Origin of the sequence: Vibrio sp. MMG023, from assembly GCF_021654215.1 — a bacterium.
GTDB lineage: Bacteria > Pseudomonadota > Gammaproteobacteria > Enterobacterales > Vibrionaceae > Vibrio > Vibrio jasicida.
Window position 1 is genome coordinate 1 of the sequence record NZ_JAKFZP010000007.1, and the last position, 15772, is coordinate 15772.

The 15772-nt window shown below is 46.6% G+C and carries 15 protein-coding genes; 7 read left to right on the forward strand and 8 right to left on the reverse strand.

The features are described 5' to 3' along the window. Window positions 1–1089: 1089 nt before the first annotated feature. Entirely contained in the window at window positions 1090–1509 is a 420-nt protein-coding gene (locus L1076_RS21035) for a VOC family protein (RefSeq protein WP_039973970.1), read from the forward strand. Between the two features lie 107 nt (window positions 1510–1616). On the opposite strand, the gene L1076_RS21040 is transcribed toward L1076_RS21035, so the two are convergent. The 5 genes from L1076_RS21040 to ltnD form a co-directional block, all read right to left on the reverse strand. Then, window positions 1617–3074: a TRAP transporter large permease subunit gene (locus L1076_RS21040; RefSeq protein ID WP_038879817.1), complete on the reverse strand. Its 1458-nt coding sequence runs from the start codon at window positions 3072–3074 to the stop codon at window positions 1617–1619. A 113-nt stretch (window positions 3075–3187) separates the two neighbouring features. After that, window positions 3188–3964: a 2-oxo-tetronate isomerase gene (gene otnI, locus L1076_RS21045; RefSeq protein WP_237304397.1), complete on the reverse strand. Its 777-nt coding sequence runs from the start codon at window positions 3962–3964 to the stop codon at window positions 3188–3190. After that, window positions 3964–4611 (reverse strand): aldolase, encoded by a 648-nt coding sequence (locus L1076_RS21050; RefSeq protein ID WP_029388722.1) that lies wholly within the window; start codon window positions 4609–4611, stop codon window positions 3964–3966. Before L1076_RS21050 ends, otnI begins: the two co-directional genes overlap by 1 nt. An 11-nt stretch (window positions 4612–4622) precedes the next feature. Beyond that, complete coding sequence (gene otnK, locus L1076_RS21055; RefSeq protein WP_237304398.1) at window positions 4623–5879, reverse strand: 3-oxo-tetronate kinase; 1257 nt, start codon at window positions 5877–5879, stop codon at window positions 4623–4625. Window positions 5880–5904: 25 nt separating this feature from the next. Further along, complete coding sequence (gene ltnD, locus L1076_RS21060) at window positions 5905–6813, reverse strand: L-threonate dehydrogenase (protein WP_237304399.1); 909 nt, start codon at window positions 6811–6813, stop codon at window positions 5905–5907. A gap of 276 nt (window positions 6814–7089) precedes the next feature. On the opposite strand from ltnD, the gene L1076_RS21065 reads away from it, so the two are divergent. Then, a complete protein-coding gene (locus tag L1076_RS21065) occupies window positions 7090–7857 on the forward strand; it encodes a DeoR/GlpR family DNA-binding transcription regulator (RefSeq protein WP_038879823.1) in 768 nt (255 codons plus the stop codon). 216 nt (window positions 7858–8073) lie between these two features. Then, window positions 8074–8769 carry a VC0807 family protein gene (locus L1076_RS21070; protein WP_038871427.1) on the forward strand — a complete coding sequence of 232 codons (696 nt, stop codon included), beginning with the start codon at window positions 8074–8076 and terminating at the stop codon, window positions 8767–8769. 103 nt (window positions 8770–8872) lie between these two features. Here the strand turns inward: L1076_RS21070 and L1076_RS21075 are convergent, their stop codons facing one another. Beyond that, a complete protein-coding gene (locus tag L1076_RS21075) occupies window positions 8873–10906 on the reverse strand; it encodes a TonB-dependent receptor (RefSeq protein WP_038871430.1) in 2034 nt (677 codons plus the stop codon). A gap of 275 nt (window positions 10907–11181) precedes the next feature. On the opposite strand from L1076_RS21075, the gene L1076_RS21080 reads away from it, so the two are divergent. The 3 genes from L1076_RS21080 to L1076_RS21090 all read left to right on the forward strand — a co-directional run bounded on the left by L1076_RS21080 (window position 11182) and on the right by L1076_RS21090 (window position 13313). Beyond that, the gene (locus tag L1076_RS21080) at window positions 11182–11586 is read left to right on the forward strand and encodes a helix-turn-helix transcriptional regulator (RefSeq protein ID WP_343231856.1); all 405 of its coding nucleotides are present in this window, start codon (window positions 11182–11184) and stop codon (window positions 11584–11586) included. 60 nt (window positions 11587–11646) lie between these two features. Next, window positions 11647–12036 (forward strand): VOC family protein, encoded by a 390-nt coding sequence (locus L1076_RS21085; protein WP_343231855.1) that lies wholly within the window; start codon window positions 11647–11649, stop codon window positions 12034–12036. A 191-nt stretch (window positions 12037–12227) separates the two neighbouring features. Next, window positions 12228–13313, forward strand: a complete 1086-nt coding sequence (locus L1076_RS21090; protein WP_042606333.1) for a methyl-accepting chemotaxis protein — start codon at window positions 12228–12230, stop codon at window positions 13311–13313. A 99-nt stretch (window positions 13314–13412) separates the two neighbouring features. Here L1076_RS21090 and L1076_RS21095 read toward each other — a convergent pair whose 3' ends face one another. Together L1076_RS21095 and L1076_RS21100 are read right to left on the reverse strand one after the other, a co-directional pair. After that, window positions 13413–14426 (reverse strand): zinc-dependent alcohol dehydrogenase family protein, encoded by a 1014-nt coding sequence (locus L1076_RS21095; RefSeq protein WP_237304401.1) that lies wholly within the window; start codon window positions 14424–14426, stop codon window positions 13413–13415. Between the two features lie 94 nt (window positions 14427–14520). Beyond that, window positions 14521–15120, reverse strand: a complete 600-nt coding sequence (locus L1076_RS21100) for a LysE family translocator (protein WP_049535287.1) — start codon at window positions 15118–15120, stop codon at window positions 14521–14523. A gap of 121 nt (window positions 15121–15241) precedes the next feature. Between L1076_RS21100 and L1076_RS21105 the strand changes: the two genes are divergently transcribed. Continuing rightward, window positions 15242–15724 (forward strand): Lrp/AsnC family transcriptional regulator, encoded by a 483-nt coding sequence (locus L1076_RS21105; protein WP_237304402.1) that lies wholly within the window; start codon window positions 15242–15244, stop codon window positions 15722–15724. Window positions 15725–15772: the final 48 nt, after the last annotated feature.

Sequence of the window (15772 nt, forward strand, 5' to 3'; positions counted from 1 at the left end):
TAAGCACATAACCCAAAATTCAACCTCAAACCAGCAACCCCACCTAACCTCCCCTTGTATCAAACCCCGAAGCTCTCAAAGCAACGAGATCAAAGGGGAGGAACTGGTTCTGCATTTGCGGATAATTCAATTCACAACGCAACGTCACAACGTGCTGAAAACAGATTCTGAATACTCGCTTAGGCTCCTTCAGAATGACGGTGGGAAACATTGAGCTCACAGCAGAAAAGGACACTCTCCCCCTTGATAACCGCATTCAAATGCTTGGCAAACCATGTCGAGAAAAGGGGGAGTTAGAGGGGGTTGCAAGCACCTAACCTAACATTCAACCTCAAACCACCAACCCCACCTAACCTCCCCTTGTATCAAACTCCGAAGATCTCAACACATCGATCTCAAAGGGAGGGACTTGTTCTGTATTCGCGGGTAATTCAATTCACAACGCAACGTCACAACGCGCTGAAAACAGATTCCGAATAATCGCTTAGGCTCCTTCAGAATGACGATGGGAAAGCACTGTTCTCACAGCAGCAAAGAACACTCTCCCCCTTGATAACAACATTCAAATGCTTGGCAAACCAAGTCGAGAAAAGGGGGAGTTGGAGGGGGTTGCAAGCACCTTACCTAGCATTCAGCATCAAACCATCAACCCCACCTAACCTCCCCTTGTATCAAACTCCGAAGATCTCAACACACCGAGATCAAAGGGGAGGAACTGGTTCTGCATGCGCGGATAATTCAATTCACACTGCAACACTGCAACGCGCTGAAAATAGATTCTGAATACTCGCTTAGGCTCCTTCAGAATGACGGAGGGAAAGCCTGAACTCACCGCAACAAAGAATGCCCTCCCCCTTGATAACAACATCCAAATGCATGACAAACCATGTCGAGAAAAGGGGGAGTTGGAGGGGGTTGCAAGCACGTAGCCCAACGTTAAGCCTCAAACCAACAACCCCACCTAACCTCCCTTTGGGTCAAGCTTCAACGAGCTCATATAAAAAATTCCAAAAAAGCCCTTTACCTAAACTTAACTTGAGGTTTTAGCATGTTCATCGTTGGCTAGAAAATGACAAAAAGGAGCACACCATGATCCAGCTAGAACACGTGAATTTAGTGGTAAAAGACATCCCTGAAATGCTGAAGTTTTACCAAGCGGCCTTTCCGCATTGGTATGTGCGTGATGAAGGGGAAGGTACATGGAGCGGTAAGCACAGAAACTGGCTGCACTTTGGCGATGAGTACCAATACATTGCGTTGAGTGACCACGGCGAAGGCAACAATCGCGATTTAGATGCTCATCAAGTTGGGTTGGCGCATTTCGCTTATGTGACCAATAACGTTGACGCTGTGACGAAAAGACTGGTTAAAGCGGGCTACTCAATCGCCCAATCCGGCGCGGATGAGCCATACCGAAAGAACGTCTATTTTGTTGACCCTGCCGGTTTTGAAATCGAGTTTGTAGAATACCTGACCGATGATCCAAAACTGCGTAACTCGACAAGTTAAGTTCTAACTTTTATCTCTCTTTTATCAAGAAAGAGCAGCGTCTTAGATACCCAAAAGCCCCTAACTTTTCAGCTAGGGGCTTTGAACATTTTACCTTGAGCGAGTGATTAGCTAGCGGCTAATTCAGGCTTCGCTGCCTTATTGCTTTTTGACTTCATCCAAACGATGACGGCCGCAAGCACTAAGATTGGTACCAGTGGGTCGATGAGCGTGCCACCCTTACCAAAGACTAGGTTTAGCGCCATGATGATCGATGCACCAATCGCCCACGCCACGGTTGACGATACTGACCAGATTTTAATTTGGTCTGCCAACTCTGTAATACCTAGGGTACGGTTGATGATGTGGAAGTAAGAGTCATTAAGGTGTGAGAAACCAACCGGGCCAACCGCACACGCCAATGCCACGAATACAGGATCCAGACCTAATGTTTCGACTAGAGGTAACGTCATTGTCGCAGCAACCATCATCGATGCTGTAGCCGAGCCTTGAATCAATCGAAGCATAGACGCGATAGCCAATGGCACAAGTAGTGGTGGGATACCGCTGCTAGCGATAGCTTCTGCCACTTGTGGACCAGCGCCAGACGCTTTAAGTACCGCGCCCATTGCGCCACCACAGCCCGTTACCACTAGGATAAGACCCGTTGTTGATAGCGCATCGTCCATCGAACCAACCATGTCTTTACGTTCGATATTGCGAGTAAGACCGTACAACGCCATTAATACACCAAGGCCTACAGCAACAACTGGGTTACCAAGCAACGACAGCGCTGCATGAAGGAATGTGTCTCCTGAACCAACTAAAGTGTTGATAAGGATAAGTGCAATCGGAACAAGAATTGGACCAAAAGAAAGGAAGTTACTTGGCAGCTCTTTGTCGTCCGTTGCTTCTACTTTTTCTAAGTTTGCCCAATCCGCTTGGTTAGTGATCCAACCATCACCATTTGGTACGCGGTAGTATTCATTACCCACACGGCGGATGTAAATCATCGATAGCAGCATCATAGGTACAGACACCATTAGCCCCCACAGCATGTACTCACCTAGGTCGACACCAAGAATACCGGCTACCGCAACAGGGCCCGGTGTTGGCGGCACAAGTGCGTGAGTGATAAGCAGACCAAGTGCGAGCGTCACACCAAGACCAACGGCAGATTTACCCGTATCTCGTGAAATTGCGCGAACAAGAGAGTGCAAAATGATGTACGCAGAGTCACAAAAAACTGGAATTGCCACCAGCACACCAGTGAACCCCAGTGCTAGATCTTCACGGCCTTTACCACAGATCTTAACGAAGGTTTTCGCCATACGAACCGCCGCACCAGAGCGCTCAAAACACGCACCCATGATGACACCGAAGGCAATGATCAAACCGATTCCGCCTAGCACGCCGCCGAAGCCCGCTTTAATAGCATCAATGAGTTCTGTTGGCGCCATGCCTGCAAATAGACCCATGATGATGCTCGCAATAACCATTGCCAATGCGACAGGAATACGTGTTTTTATGATCATTCCCATCATGGCAAGAATACCGATGACAATGCCGATTAATGCTCCATCCATTTTTATGTTCCTTTTATTTCTGACTCTGTAGGGTACGTACAGCTAGGCGATGAGCTCTCATCACCTAGTACACGTTGTTACGCAAGCAACTGAAATTGTTATAAGTGTTTTTATTAGAGGTAAGGGTGAACCCAACCAAGACCTTCTTCTGTGCTGTGTCTTGGGTTGTATTCGCAGCCGATCCAGCCTTGATAACCTGAGTCATCCAACACGTTGAACAGGTGTGGGGAGTTCAACTCACCTTCTGACGGTTCGTGTCTTTCAGGCACTGAGGCGATTTGAATGTGGCCGGTGTAAGGAGCGACTTCACGGATTAATGTGCTTAAGTCGCCATCCATAATTTGAGCGTGGTAAAGGTCGAGTTGCAGTTTGACGTTTGGACGATCAACTTGCTTAATCAGCTCGACCGCTTCGCGTTGATGGGCGACAAAGTAGTTCGGCACGTCGCGATTGTTGAGTGGCTCAATCATCAACTCAACACCTTGCTCGGCAAACTTATCCGCTGCATAACGGATGTTTGAGATGAAAGTTTCAATATGCTGGTCACGAGAGAAACGTGAATCAACAATGCCAGACATAGCGTGAACTTTTTTACACTTCAGTGCTTTGGCGTACATCAGCGCAGTATCGACGCTAGCCTTAAACTCATCCTCTCGGCCCGGAATCGCGGCGAAGCCACGTTCGCCAGCATCCCAATCACCCGGAGGCATGTTGAAGAGTGCTTGTTCAAAGCCGAATTGTTCCATCTTGTTTGCCAGTTCTTGCGCCTCGAATGCGTATGGGAAAAGGTACTCTACCGCTTTAAAACCCGCTTGATGCGCTTTCTCAAAACGCTCTAAAAACGGCACTTCTGTGAATAACATGGTTAGGTTTGCTGCGAACTTAGCCATTATTTACCTCTCCCTTTTAGGTCTTGAACCTCGGCATCCGTTAGGTAGCGGATGTTGCTGTCTTTAAGAATGAACGCCAGTTTTGCGGTTTCTTCCAGCTCTTCAGCGTTGTCTACTGCATCTTCAAAGTCTGTGCCTGTAATGACCGGGCCATGGTTAGCCAGTAAGAAGGCACGATAGTCACCAGCACGTTGTGCGAGTTCTTCTGCGATTTGTGGATCCCCCGGACGCAGGTAAGGGATCACTGGTAGCTCACCAATGCGCATCACAAAGTAAGGTGTGAATGCTTTGATGGCATTCGCGCGGTCTAACTCTTCAAGGCAAGACAACGCCGTTAGGTACGTTGAATGCAAATGCACGATGGCATTGCATTGCGAATTATTGCGGTAAATGGCTAGGTGAAATGCCACTTCTTTCGACGGTTTTTTACCCGAGATATGGTTGCCATCGATATCCACGACAGACAACTCTTCTGCCACTAAGCGCCCAAACGAGGAGCCTGTCGGCGTTGCCAAAAAATGGCCATTAGGTAATTTCACAGACAAGTTACCAGCACCGCCCGTTGCGTAGCCGCGCTCAAACATAGAACGAGCCATGGTCACCATTTGATCTCGCAGTTGCTGCTCTGTCATTAAGTCTTTATTCATCACAACTCCTGCTATTCAAAAAGCGACTGAGCTTTGGCAAAGAAATGCTCATCACCAAAGTTGCCGGATTTCAACGCCAGTGAAAGCTCGCCATCGACGGATTTCACCCAAGGCACGCCCGGCGCAATTTGAGGGCCGATATGGAACCCTGTTACCGCGAGGCTTTGCGTAACAACGCCAGATGTTTCACCACCAGCAACGATGAAGTTCTTCACACCGTGTTGCTGCAGTTTGATAGCCAACTTGCTGAAGAACTGCTCAACGGCATGACTAGAGGCTTGTGCGCCAAACTCTTCTTGAATGGCTTTTAGAGCCGTTGCCTCTGCGGTTGCGTAAACCAGCGGAGCAAATTCACTGTCGATGTTGGTCATAACCCAATCAAATACGTGATTTGAGTACGCTTCATCGGTAAGGCAGGCTTTCACATCAATCGCGAAGTGAGGTGCTTGTTGTTTGTAAACGGCAACTTGTTGATTGGTCATCACAGAACATGAGCCAGAAAACACCACCGTCGGCGCCTTGGTTGGGTTGCCTGCTTTCTTAGCATCGCTTTGATCGGCAAGATGTTCTGCCCAGTTCTTAGCAATCCCCGCAGCAAGGCCAGAACCACCGGTAACCAGTTTGAGAGATTTCGCTGCCTGACCGAGGGTCACAAGATGATCGGCATTGAATGCATCAACAACGGCATAGCGAACACCTTGTTGTTTAAGGGTTTCAAATCGCTCAGACACCGCTTGGGAGCCTTGCTCAATCACTTGGAAATTCACCAAACCAGATGAGCCTTGTGACTGCGCATCCATCATGCGAATCAAGCTAGAATCTGTCATTGGCGTCACTGGGTGGTTACGCATACCAGAATCACTGAGCAAATCTTGGAAAACAAATAGGTGGCCGTTGTAAACCGTGCGGCCATTAACCGGCAATGCAGGGCAAACAATGGTGAAATCTTCATTTAACTCGGCAAGCAACGCGTCAGTAACAGGGCCAATATTGCCTTCAGCGGTGCTGTCGAAGGTTGAACAGTATTTGAAATAGAACTGCTGACAGCCATTGTCTTGCAGCCATTTCAACGCAGCCACCGAATCGTTGATTGCTTCATCGACAGGGCAAGAGCGAGACTTAAGACTGATCACAACCGCGTCGGCATTGATATCAACCTGTTGCTTCGGAATGCCGTTGAGCTGCACGGTGCGCATGCCATTTTCTACAAGGAATCCGGCAATATCAGTCGCGCCAGTAAAGTCGTCTGCAATAACACCTAATAACATAATTACTTCTCCACTTTACTTGCGCTTATTTGTCTTTGCTTTCCACACCAGGAAGCTCAATGCCGTTAAAGATTTTGATAACGGCACTGTCGTCTTCCTGACCAAAACCAGCATTGCTTGCGCTTACAAACATGTTTAGAGCGGCACTGGAAAGTGGTAGAGGGAATTTCAGATCTTTCGCGGTATCTGACACAAGGTTTAGGTCTTTAACGAAGATATCGACCATTGATTTCGGTGAGTAGTCACCGTCGACGACATGCTTCATGCGGTTCTCAAACATCCAAGAATTACCCGCGGCATTGGTCACCACGTCGTACATCAAATCCAATGGAATGTTTGCACGAGCGGCAAGCGCCATCGCTTCTGCACCTGCTGCAATGTGAACACCCGCAAGCAGTTGGTGAATGATTTTCACTGTCGCACCAAGGCCTACAGCTTCACCAATGTTGTATACCTTGGCAGCCGTTGCGCTCAATACAGGCTCCAGCGCATCAAATGTGCTTTGTGCACCCGACGCCATAATCGTCATCTCGCCAGCTTCTGCTTTTACTGCACCGCCAGACACTGGAGCATCAAGCATCACAAGATCGTTCTCAGCCAATTTGGCTTCAATTTGCTTGGCGTCTTCTGCCGAGATAGTTGCTGATACCATGACAGGCGTATTGGGTTTGAGCGCAGCCGCAAGGCCTGTTTTGAACAATACGGTGTTAACTTGCGCCGCATTCACAACCAAAACCAACACAGAATCAAGTTGATCGGCAAACTCGACTGCATTGGTAGAAACGGCTTTCGCGCCAAATGCACCCAGCTCTTCTAAAGCACTAGGATTCAGGTCGAAACCATATACATCAAGGCCTGCACGCACACATGACTTCGCCGCGCCCATTCCCATAGAGCCTAAACCGATAACACCGACAGATTGAACTTCGCTCATAACCACAACACCTTCTTGGTAAATTGAATTTTGTTAATTCTTGTTTAGTTGGTGTGATTATATGTGAAGCACAAACCCAAGACTTCGCTTTGAATCACATTTTTTCACACAAATTAACAACGCTGTGATATTTACCCCTTTATGGGCAGAGATAACCTGATCAGTTAACACAAGGGAGGGCAAGGCTTATTAGGTTGAGAACATATATTCACAGATATTCACAAAAAGCGAAAAGGTTGGTAGGATACTGAAAAACAAGAATATAGAAGTGAAATCATGATCCCAGCAGAACGTCAAAGAACCATATTGTCCTTGTTATCACACCAAGAAGTGTTAAGCATTTCAGATTTAACCGACCACCTTGGCGTATCACATATGACCATTCGCCGTGACATCGTGAAACTGGAATCCTCAGGTAAAGTCGTTTCTGTTTCTGGTGGAGTGCAACTGGCTCAGGCTTTACATTCTGAGCTTTCCCATGACGCTAAAGTCGAGCAACAAGCGGATGAGAAGGTTCAAATCGGCAAACTTGCAGCCACGTTAATTGGCAAAGACGCTACGATTTACTTGGATGCGGGAACTACTTCTCTAGAGATCGCCCATCAAATAGCGGATCGTGACGATCTATTAGTGATCACCAATGACTTTTCTATCGCCGCTTTCCTAATGACGCACAGTCAATGTGAGCTTTACCATACAGGGGGCAAAATTGATCGTGAGAACCAATCCACAGTTGGTGGAAAAGTCGCAGAGTTCTTGAACGGATTGAACATTGATATTGCCTTTATCTCGACGTCTTCTTGGAGCTTAAAAGGCTTATCTACGCCAAACGAAAACAAAGTCCTTGTGAAAAAGGCCATCGTCAAAGCGGCACAAACCAACTACCTTGTTTCTGACTCCACCAAATACGGCCAAATTGCCAGCTTTCATGCATTAAATATCGAGCAATTAGACGGCATCATTACCGATTCCAATCTGTCTGACGTAGTAACACAAGAGCTGATGGATAAAGGGTTAAGTGTTATTAAAGAAGCGCATCAGTAAGCCTCAAATACAAGAAATAACAGGGCCTATCAGATTTAGGTAGGCTCTATCGACCTACCCAACACACACCATAAACCATGCTCAATTAGAGCTCATTCCCTGTTCATTTCATAAGTCGTTACACAACTCGGGTCTTTAAGGCTTTACATCTGGCGCAAGGAGTAGAACACTTCCCCCAAAGTAAAATTCAGCCGACATAGTAGAGTCAGTAAAGTTATGAGTAACACCACGGCGAAAAAGTCGAATCCATTATTCGAGATCCTGTTTAACGTCATCATTCCTTCATTCATTTTGATGAAGTTCAGTGGTGAAGAGCACCTAGGTACAGCATTGGCACTGGTTGTCGCTTTGATGTTCCCTTTGGTGTACGGCGGCATGGATCTTATCCGCAACAAGAAGTTTAACTTCATCTCTGCACTTGGTTTTATCAGCGTGCTATTAACCGGCGGTATCGGTTTGTTAGAACTAGACACGCGCTGGTTGGCATTGAAAGAAGCCTTAATCCCAGGTTTGATTGGTCTTGCTGTGTTGGGCTCAACCTTCACTCGCTACCCGCTTATGCAGAAGATGCTGTTGAATGACACGATTTTGAACCTACCGCTGATTAACGAGCGTTTGGTACAAAACGGAAAAACTCAAGCGTTCGAGCGCTGCTTGATGTCTTCAAACTACCTGTTCGCCAGCACATTCGCATTCTCATCAGCAATGAACTATTTCTTAGCAACGTGGATTGTAACCAGCCCAGCAGGTACAGCAGCGTTCAATGAAGAGTTAGGTAAACTAACGCTGTACAGCTACCCAATGATTGCGATTCCGAGCATGTTGATGATGTTTGGTATTTTCTACTACATCTGGCGCCAAGTTCGCGCAATGACATCGCTAGAGACTGAGCAGATTTTTCATACCAAATAATGCTCGTTCCGCCTTGATAGGCAAAGTGAGATAAAAAGAACCCCGATTGTTGATCACCAATTATCGGGGTTTTGTTTTTTTGGAGTGATTTAGTTAAGCGTGATTAGAAGCTGTAAGCCACAGACGCTTTAAAGTTACGACCCACTTCGTAGCTGGTGTATTTCACTGAACCCCAAGAGATACCAAAACCTGTGTGCTCTGAGTATAGCTTGTTGAACACGTTGTCGACCGCTAGGTTAACTGACAGGTCTTTCGCAAAGTCTGGTACGTACACTGCCCATAGGTTATGCGTTGCGAAACCAGGGCGTTCAACTTTCTCGCCATCTTCGTCTGTGTAGTCGTTACCCGGAACGAAGCGTGAATCCCAACCGAACACCACTTCACTGGTTACGTCGTACTTAAAGCCCGCCTTGATATTGTGAATACCCGTCTTGTTCATGTGGCTCGTCTTGCCGCTTTCTAGACTGGTTTGCTCACCATCAGAGTATGAGTGGTTTGCGTACAGGTCAAAATCTTCAATGCTGTAAGTAAAGACGGTTTCTACACCCCAAACTTCTACATCATTTTGGTTAGCCAAGGTTCTGTTGTTCTTGGTCGGGTGCATTTGGTTATCCAGATCGTACTGGTATGCAGTGAAGCCAAGAATCGCATTATCCGCCACTAGCAAACCAGACATGTCGTAATCGAAACCCGCTTCGTAGTTGTTACCTGTCATGGCTTTGGTGTCTGCCTGAGTTACGTCAGCCGCCGCTTTCATCGTCAGTGTTTCAGGTAGTGAAGCGCCTTTGAATAGACGACCGTAACCAACACGCAGTCTTAGGTTATCTGTAGTTTGGTATTCACCTTGGAACTTAGGTGACAGCTGGTCGTATTTACCTTTAAATACACCACCCAGCTCATGTACGTCATAACGAAGACCGGTCACAAAACGGAAGTCATTAATTTCGAATGCGTCTTGAGCGTAGATTCCGTAAGCCGTTACTGTACCGCCATCGATGTCGTAGTTCTTCGTCTCACCGAGTTTCGAACCCGACGTGTAATGGCCAAGGCCAGAATCAACCCACTGCTCTGATTTGTAACCCTCGAAACCATAAGTCAACTCATGCTCGCCAACCCAAGAGATGTTGCGGATATCACCACCAATTGTCGTCACGTTGTACTCACGAGAAGGAATTGATAGGTCACCGTCTTTGGTGAATTCCCAAGCGCCATTGACTTGGTTCCAATCACCATACTCTTCAGTTAGCGCATCGCGATCCATGTACTGACGGTTGTAGTATAGATTCGTCTTTAGGTTCACCAAGTCACTGCCATTGTCGTAGCGATGCATAAACGTCACAGTATCTCGGTTAATCGAGTGGTAGTTGTGCTCATCATGTGCGTACAGTGCACCCGCTTTCTCACCCGATAGCTGACGTTTACCACCGTCTTGGTACGTGTCGTAAGACAGTTTGAATTCGTTCGCGTCGTTTGGTACGAACACCACTTTCACCAAGCCAGACTTCAGCTTACCTTGCTTAGAAGTCACATCATCTTTACCCGGAATGTACAACTCACCGTCATCTGAGTAGTTCGCAATACCCATCAGTTGGAGCTCATCGTTCAGTTTCGCGTAAACCGCAACGTTCGTCGTGAAGCGTTCGTAAGCCGTTTGATACCCCGTTTTAACGCGAGCACCGATGCTTTCGTCTTCCGCAAGGAGATCACTGGGATCTTTCGTTTCGTAGCTGAATGAGCCGTTAATTGCGCCCGCTCCCGACAGTACAGAGTTACCGCCTAGGGTGATTTCAGCAGATTTAAGCATGGCTGGGTCAAAGGTCTGATCGCCAGAGTGGTGGAATAACTGACCTTCTTGGCGTGCACCGTCAATGGTGACAACCGAGTATTTGTCTTCCATACCGCGAATGTAAACCTTACGCGAGTAACGTGCGTTACCGTCAACCGTTACACTCGGCATGGTGTTCAGTATGTCTTTAATATCAGACGCTTGTTTTTGTTCTAATGTCTCTGAGTTGATTTCAGTTTGAACAAGTTGATCAAGAGCAGAACCGACAACGACGATGTTTTCGTCAGAAGCGTGAGCAGCAAAAGAGGCAATCGCAAAGGTGATGGCTGCGGAAAGTGACTTCAGTTTCATAATACTACTTATATTTTATAAACAATAACGAGGGAGCGCAGCATAATACATGAGCTTAATGATAATTAATCTCATTTACATTCTTTACGTTAATGAGTGGTTTATTTTTAATCAGATCGAGCACATCACCACCAAATAATCCACATTTAGGAAGAAGGTTGGGATGAGGTATGAAAGGTATTTCGCGCAAGGTCGAGCACTTAACTCACTCGTTTGTTCAATCTTGCCGAAGCAGTGTTAGACTCAATACGATGCTTTCAGAATGTGGAAATACGATGTCACCTCGCCCAAAGACCTTCTATGAACAAGAAATTGACCGCGTATACCGCGAGATGCCATTGAGCCCAAAGCAGTTTCTCCTGATCAGGCAATCTAAAGCGTTTATGGAAAAGCATCACTCAGAAAACATCGAATTAAACGACTTAGCCAAAGCCGCCTTTATGTCGCGCTTTCACTATGTGCGTATTTTCAAACAGATGTATGGCGTGACGCCACGAAACTATTTGAGAGATATGCGGATTAAGAAAGCCAAAGTGCTACTCAAGGAAGGTCACTCGATAACAGATACTTGTTTTCAGGTTGGCTATGAGAGCTTAAGCACGTTTTCGAGTGTCTTTAGAAAGAGCACAGGTTACTCACCCAAAGCGTTTCAAAAAATGCATATCAGCAATCTAGAATAAGTTTTTGAGCCTCACTTTCAGTATCTTTTCCTCATCCAAACCCAGCAAAGGTAAATACCCGTGATCAGAATTTCCCTAACCAGCGTGCCTGTGGACGATCAGGACAAAGCCCTCGATTTCTACACCAATGTTCTTGGCTTTATCAAAAAAACCGAAGTCCCAATCGGTGAACATAAATGGCTAACCGTCGTCTCTCCACAAGAGCAATCGGGTGTGGAGTTGTTGTTAGAACCGATGGCATTTGGTCCAGCAAAAGTGTATCAAGCCGCCCTAAAAGAAGCGGGGATTCCTTGGACTTCCTTTGCGGTCGATGATCTGCAGAAAGAATACGTGAGACTCTCTGAACTCGGCGTGGCTTTCTCTATAGAGCCAAGAGAAGCTGGCCCAGTAATGATTGCCGTACTCGATGATACCTGTGGGAATTACATTCAACTTATGCAGGAATTATAACGGCTTAAATTCGCGCCGTTTTTTAACAGAGAAGCCAAGCTCAACATCGTTTGACCTTGGCTTTTGTTGTTTAAATAAACCTTACTGAAAAAGTGTGATTCGGCTAAGCAAATATATGAATGTGATCGTGTATTCGATACTCAACTCGATTAGCATGCAATTTTTAACATCATGTCACATTTATAAAACTTATGTTTGGATTAAAACGAATCAAAGCCGACAATGAGGCGCTAAAGCAAGAGTTAGCAGACCTCAAACAAAAGTACCAAACTGACGTTGCTGCTCTGGAAAATCAGCTCCAAGAGACGCAACAACTTGTTCGCTCCGCTCAGCAAGAACACCACAATAGTGATGAGTTGATGTCGAGCAGTTTGAAAGGTGGAGACATGCTCCAAACCATTCGAACTGAGATGGTGGAGAGTGCGCAATCTATGGCGCACGAGAACCAAGAACTGCAACAACTGGATGAGATGTTTAAGCAAACACACCAAGCTCTCGCTCGTCTGGACAACCGAGCAGTGAAGATCAGTACTCAAGCTTCTCAAAGCATTGAATCAGTTCAAATATTAGATAAAACCGCCACTTCTATTTCCCTCCTTGTATCTACTATTCAAGAAATTTCTGACCAAACCAACTTGCTTGCTCTAAATGCCGCTATTGAGGCCGCACGAGCCGGTGAAGCAGGACGCGGATTTGCGGTGGTAGCCGACGAGGTAAGAAACCTTGCGGGCAAAGCGAGTGAAGCCAGTGAACAGATTGACTCGCTTGTAAATCAAGTACTCACGCAAGTAAATGCAATTAAAAGCTCGATTGATGAAAACCAAACGTGTGCAGAAGAAGTTTCAGCATCTTCAGCACAGATTGGCTCTATCGTGAACGAAGTCGTCGTGAAATCAGAGCACATGCAGCAAGTGATCCATATTGCTTCCACACGCGCTTTCTTGGATACCGTCAAGCTCGACCACGCAATTTGGAAGAACAACATCTATCGCTTACTGCAAAAAGGCTCGTTTGGAGAAACCGTTAATAGCCATTCAGAATGCAGGCTAGGCCAATGGTACTATCGAGGTGACGGTAAAGCGTATAGCCACCTAAGAAGCTATGCGTTACTTGAAGAACCACATAAAGGCGTGCATGACAGCGGACGTGAAGCGATGAGCCAAGCCAAATCAGGCAACATGGCTGGCATGGTGACCGCCATTAACGCCATGGAAGACGCCAGCGAACAAGTAGTCGTTCAGGTAGACCGCTTGATGGATGAGATTATCACGAGTTAAAAACACCTCGATGAATCCTAACGAGAACGCAAAAAGGGATGGTGAATGCCATCCTTTTTTTGTTTTTCAATTTACCCAGCAACCTCTGCGTGAATATCGTCACTGCATGGTCAGAATGATTTTGCCTTGCAGCGTGACCGACTCATCTTCTATCAGCTCGAAGGCGCGCTGGAACTGTTCTAACGGAAGGTAGCGATCCACATCGAGTTGTATCTGGTGTTCCACAAAGTGTTCTAGCATCTCGGCAAAGACTTGTTTGCGAACGGTCTTACCAACCGACTCTTCCCAATAGCGCAAAAAGAACGTATTGAAGTCGATATTGTTCTGCTTCATACAAGCGAAGAAAGCAGGCTCATAAGGGGTGAGAGAAAGCGTTCCGTAATTGATGTATGTTCCCGAATTACGCACAACTTGGATGAGTTTTGTGCCCAACTTGCCGCCGATGGCATCGAATGCAACATTGGGTTGAGGTAACTCTCGGGCATCAATTTGAGATTGCAGATCTTGCTTGCAATCTAACACTGCAATGGAATCGTATGGATAACGCTCTGGCGCGGAGCTTATCGCAATTAAAGTAAATCCAAGTGAGTGAGACAACTGAGCGAAGATCTTACCAATCGCAGAATTGCCCGCGTTAATGATCACCACATCCTCTTGGCCTAACTTGGCAACGTGAGTGGTGATCACCCAAGCCGTCAGGGCATTGATATACAACTGGCACGCGTAGCCATTCTCAAGCTCTTCCGGCACTGCAAAGACATTCTCCGCAGGCGCATCGACATAGCTTTGCCAAGTCCCGCTTTGTGCCACCAGCACCTTTTGCCCGATGTGAAATTCGATTTGACGCGGATCGTTTATCTCAACCACACGTCCAACCGCTTCAAACCCTGGGACTCGCGGCGGTACATGGGTACGACGATACTGCCCTACTCCCTGAATCGACAATCGGTCACTTGGATTAATGTTTGTGGCTTCGATTTGCACACGAACTTTACCCAAAGCGAGTGGCTCTAGATCAACATGCTCCAACACCAACGATTCACTTGGCGAACCAAAGCTCAGTTGATTAACGCGAGTGTTTGTCTTATGCGAGTTGGTCTTGGTTAAGCTCATTGGATACCACAGGATTGTTACAGGGAATATGGCGCGCCATAGGGAAACGGGTATATAACGTTTTCTCAGCGCGCACGTCAAATTGGATAAGAGCTTAAACGGGCTGACTCAGCATAAACACCACCACTAAAGCGAGGCTGCTGCCCATGCATCGGTTTACCCACACTACCTTTTGTGGTGACTGAATAAAGCGGTTCAATACGGTGCCAAAGTACGCCCAAGCAAACATCCCCAGCACACCAGTTCCCACCATCACGCTGATAATGATCACCACCTGGGTCAGGTAATCATTGTTTGGCGAGATAAATTGAGAGAACACCGTCAGTGACGCAACCCAACTTTTCGGATTAAGAATTTGCACCCAAACGCCAGATAAAAAGCCGGACTTTTTTGCATTCGAATCATTGTCGAGTTCCATCGTGGCAATCGACCATGCGAGATACAGCAGGTACGCCGCGCCAATCCACTTTAACGCCATGTACAAATCTGGGTAAAGGGTAAACAAACTGACAAGCCCCACACTTGCACCAACCAACATGATGATCACCCCGACTGCATTGCCCAATACAAACGGCACGGTCGCAGAAAACCCATATCGGCTCGAAATACCTAACAGCGCGACGTTACCCGCTCCCGGCGTTAAAGAAATAGATACGGCAAACAACAAAAATGCCGCCAACAATTGAGCACTCATGCACTCTCTCCCAAAAAGTAATCAACGAATATGTGAAACAGTCTAACGATTTGGGTAGAAAGAAAATTGCTATCTGCGCTACGATAAAAGTCAATTTGAGCAGACTATTTCTAAAATAACCATGAAAAAGAAAGAATCCACCAACTTTGAATTGGATAGTACCGATTTCGCTATTCTTAACCATATTCAGAAAGATGGCCGCATGAGTAATTCCAAGCTCGCGGAGACGGTTAATATGAGTGAGACGCCCTGCTGGCGACGCTGGAAAAAAATGGAAGAGGAAGGCTACATTGAGGGTTACGCCGCCAAGTTGAATCGCAAAAAACTCGGCTTTCAAGTCTCTGGTTTTACGCTGGTGACACTAGGCAGTCACGAGGTAGAAAACACCACACCTTTTGAAGACTTTGTCGCAGAAACCGATTGGATCTTAATGTGTCACTGCATTGCTGGCAGCGCAGATTACATGGTGCAAGTGGTGGCGAGAGACTTAGATGAATACTTTGACCACATCAGTGCCATTCGCCGCGTGAAAGGCATCAGTGCTATTCAATCCAACGTCTCCGTTAAGGAAATCAAGAGTACATTCCAGTTGCCGCTAGAGTAATTCTTTCAATCTAAAGCACAAGCCAGCGATCTCACGCTGGCTATAAAT

Excerpts from the sequence above, each read along its gene's own strand:
- L1076_RS21065 (WP_038879823.1), top strand. The coding sequence starts at position 7,090 with ATGATCCCAGCAGAACGTCAAAGAACCATATTGTCCTTGTTATCACAC.
- L1076_RS21095 (WP_237304401.1), bottom strand. The coding sequence starts at position 14,426 with ATGAGCTTAACCAAGACCAACTCGCATAAGACAAACACTCGCGTTAAT.
- L1076_RS21070 (WP_038871427.1), top strand. The coding sequence starts at position 8,074 with ATGAGTAACACCACGGCGAAAAAGTCGAATCCATTATTCGAGATCCTG.
- L1076_RS21050 (WP_029388722.1), bottom strand. The coding sequence starts at position 4,611 with ATGAATAAAGACTTAATGACAGAGCAGCAACTGCGAGATCAAATGGTG.
- L1076_RS21035 (WP_039973970.1), top strand. The coding sequence starts at position 1,090 with ATGATCCAGCTAGAACACGTGAATTTAGTGGTAAAAGACATCCCTGAA.
- L1076_RS21100 (WP_049535287.1), bottom strand. The coding sequence starts at position 15,120 with ATGAGTGCTCAATTGTTGGCGGCATTTTTGTTGTTTGCCGTATCTATT.
- otnK (WP_237304398.1), bottom strand. The coding sequence starts at position 5,879 with ATGTTATTAGGTGTTATTGCAGACGACTTTACTGGCGCGACTGATATT.
- L1076_RS21105 (WP_237304402.1), top strand. The coding sequence starts at position 15,242 with ATGAAAAAGAAAGAATCCACCAACTTTGAATTGGATAGTACCGATTTC.
- L1076_RS21090 (WP_042606333.1), top strand. The coding sequence starts at position 12,228 with ATGTTTGGATTAAAACGAATCAAAGCCGACAATGAGGCGCTAAAGCAA.
- L1076_RS21040 (WP_038879817.1), bottom strand. The coding sequence starts at position 3,074 with ATGGATGGAGCATTAATCGGCATTGTCATCGGTATTCTTGCCATGATG.
- L1076_RS21075 (WP_038871430.1), bottom strand. The coding sequence starts at position 10,906 with ATGAAACTGAAGTCACTTTCCGCAGCCATCACCTTTGCGATTGCCTCT.
- L1076_RS21080 (WP_343231856.1), top strand. The coding sequence starts at position 11,182 with ATGTCACCTCGCCCAAAGACCTTCTATGAACAAGAAATTGACCGCGTA.
- ltnD (WP_237304399.1), bottom strand. The coding sequence starts at position 6,813 with ATGAGCGAAGTTCAATCTGTCGGTGTTATCGGTTTAGGCTCTATGGGA.
- otnI (WP_237304397.1), bottom strand. The coding sequence starts at position 3,964 with ATGGCTAAGTTCGCAGCAAACCTAACCATGTTATTCACAGAAGTGCCG.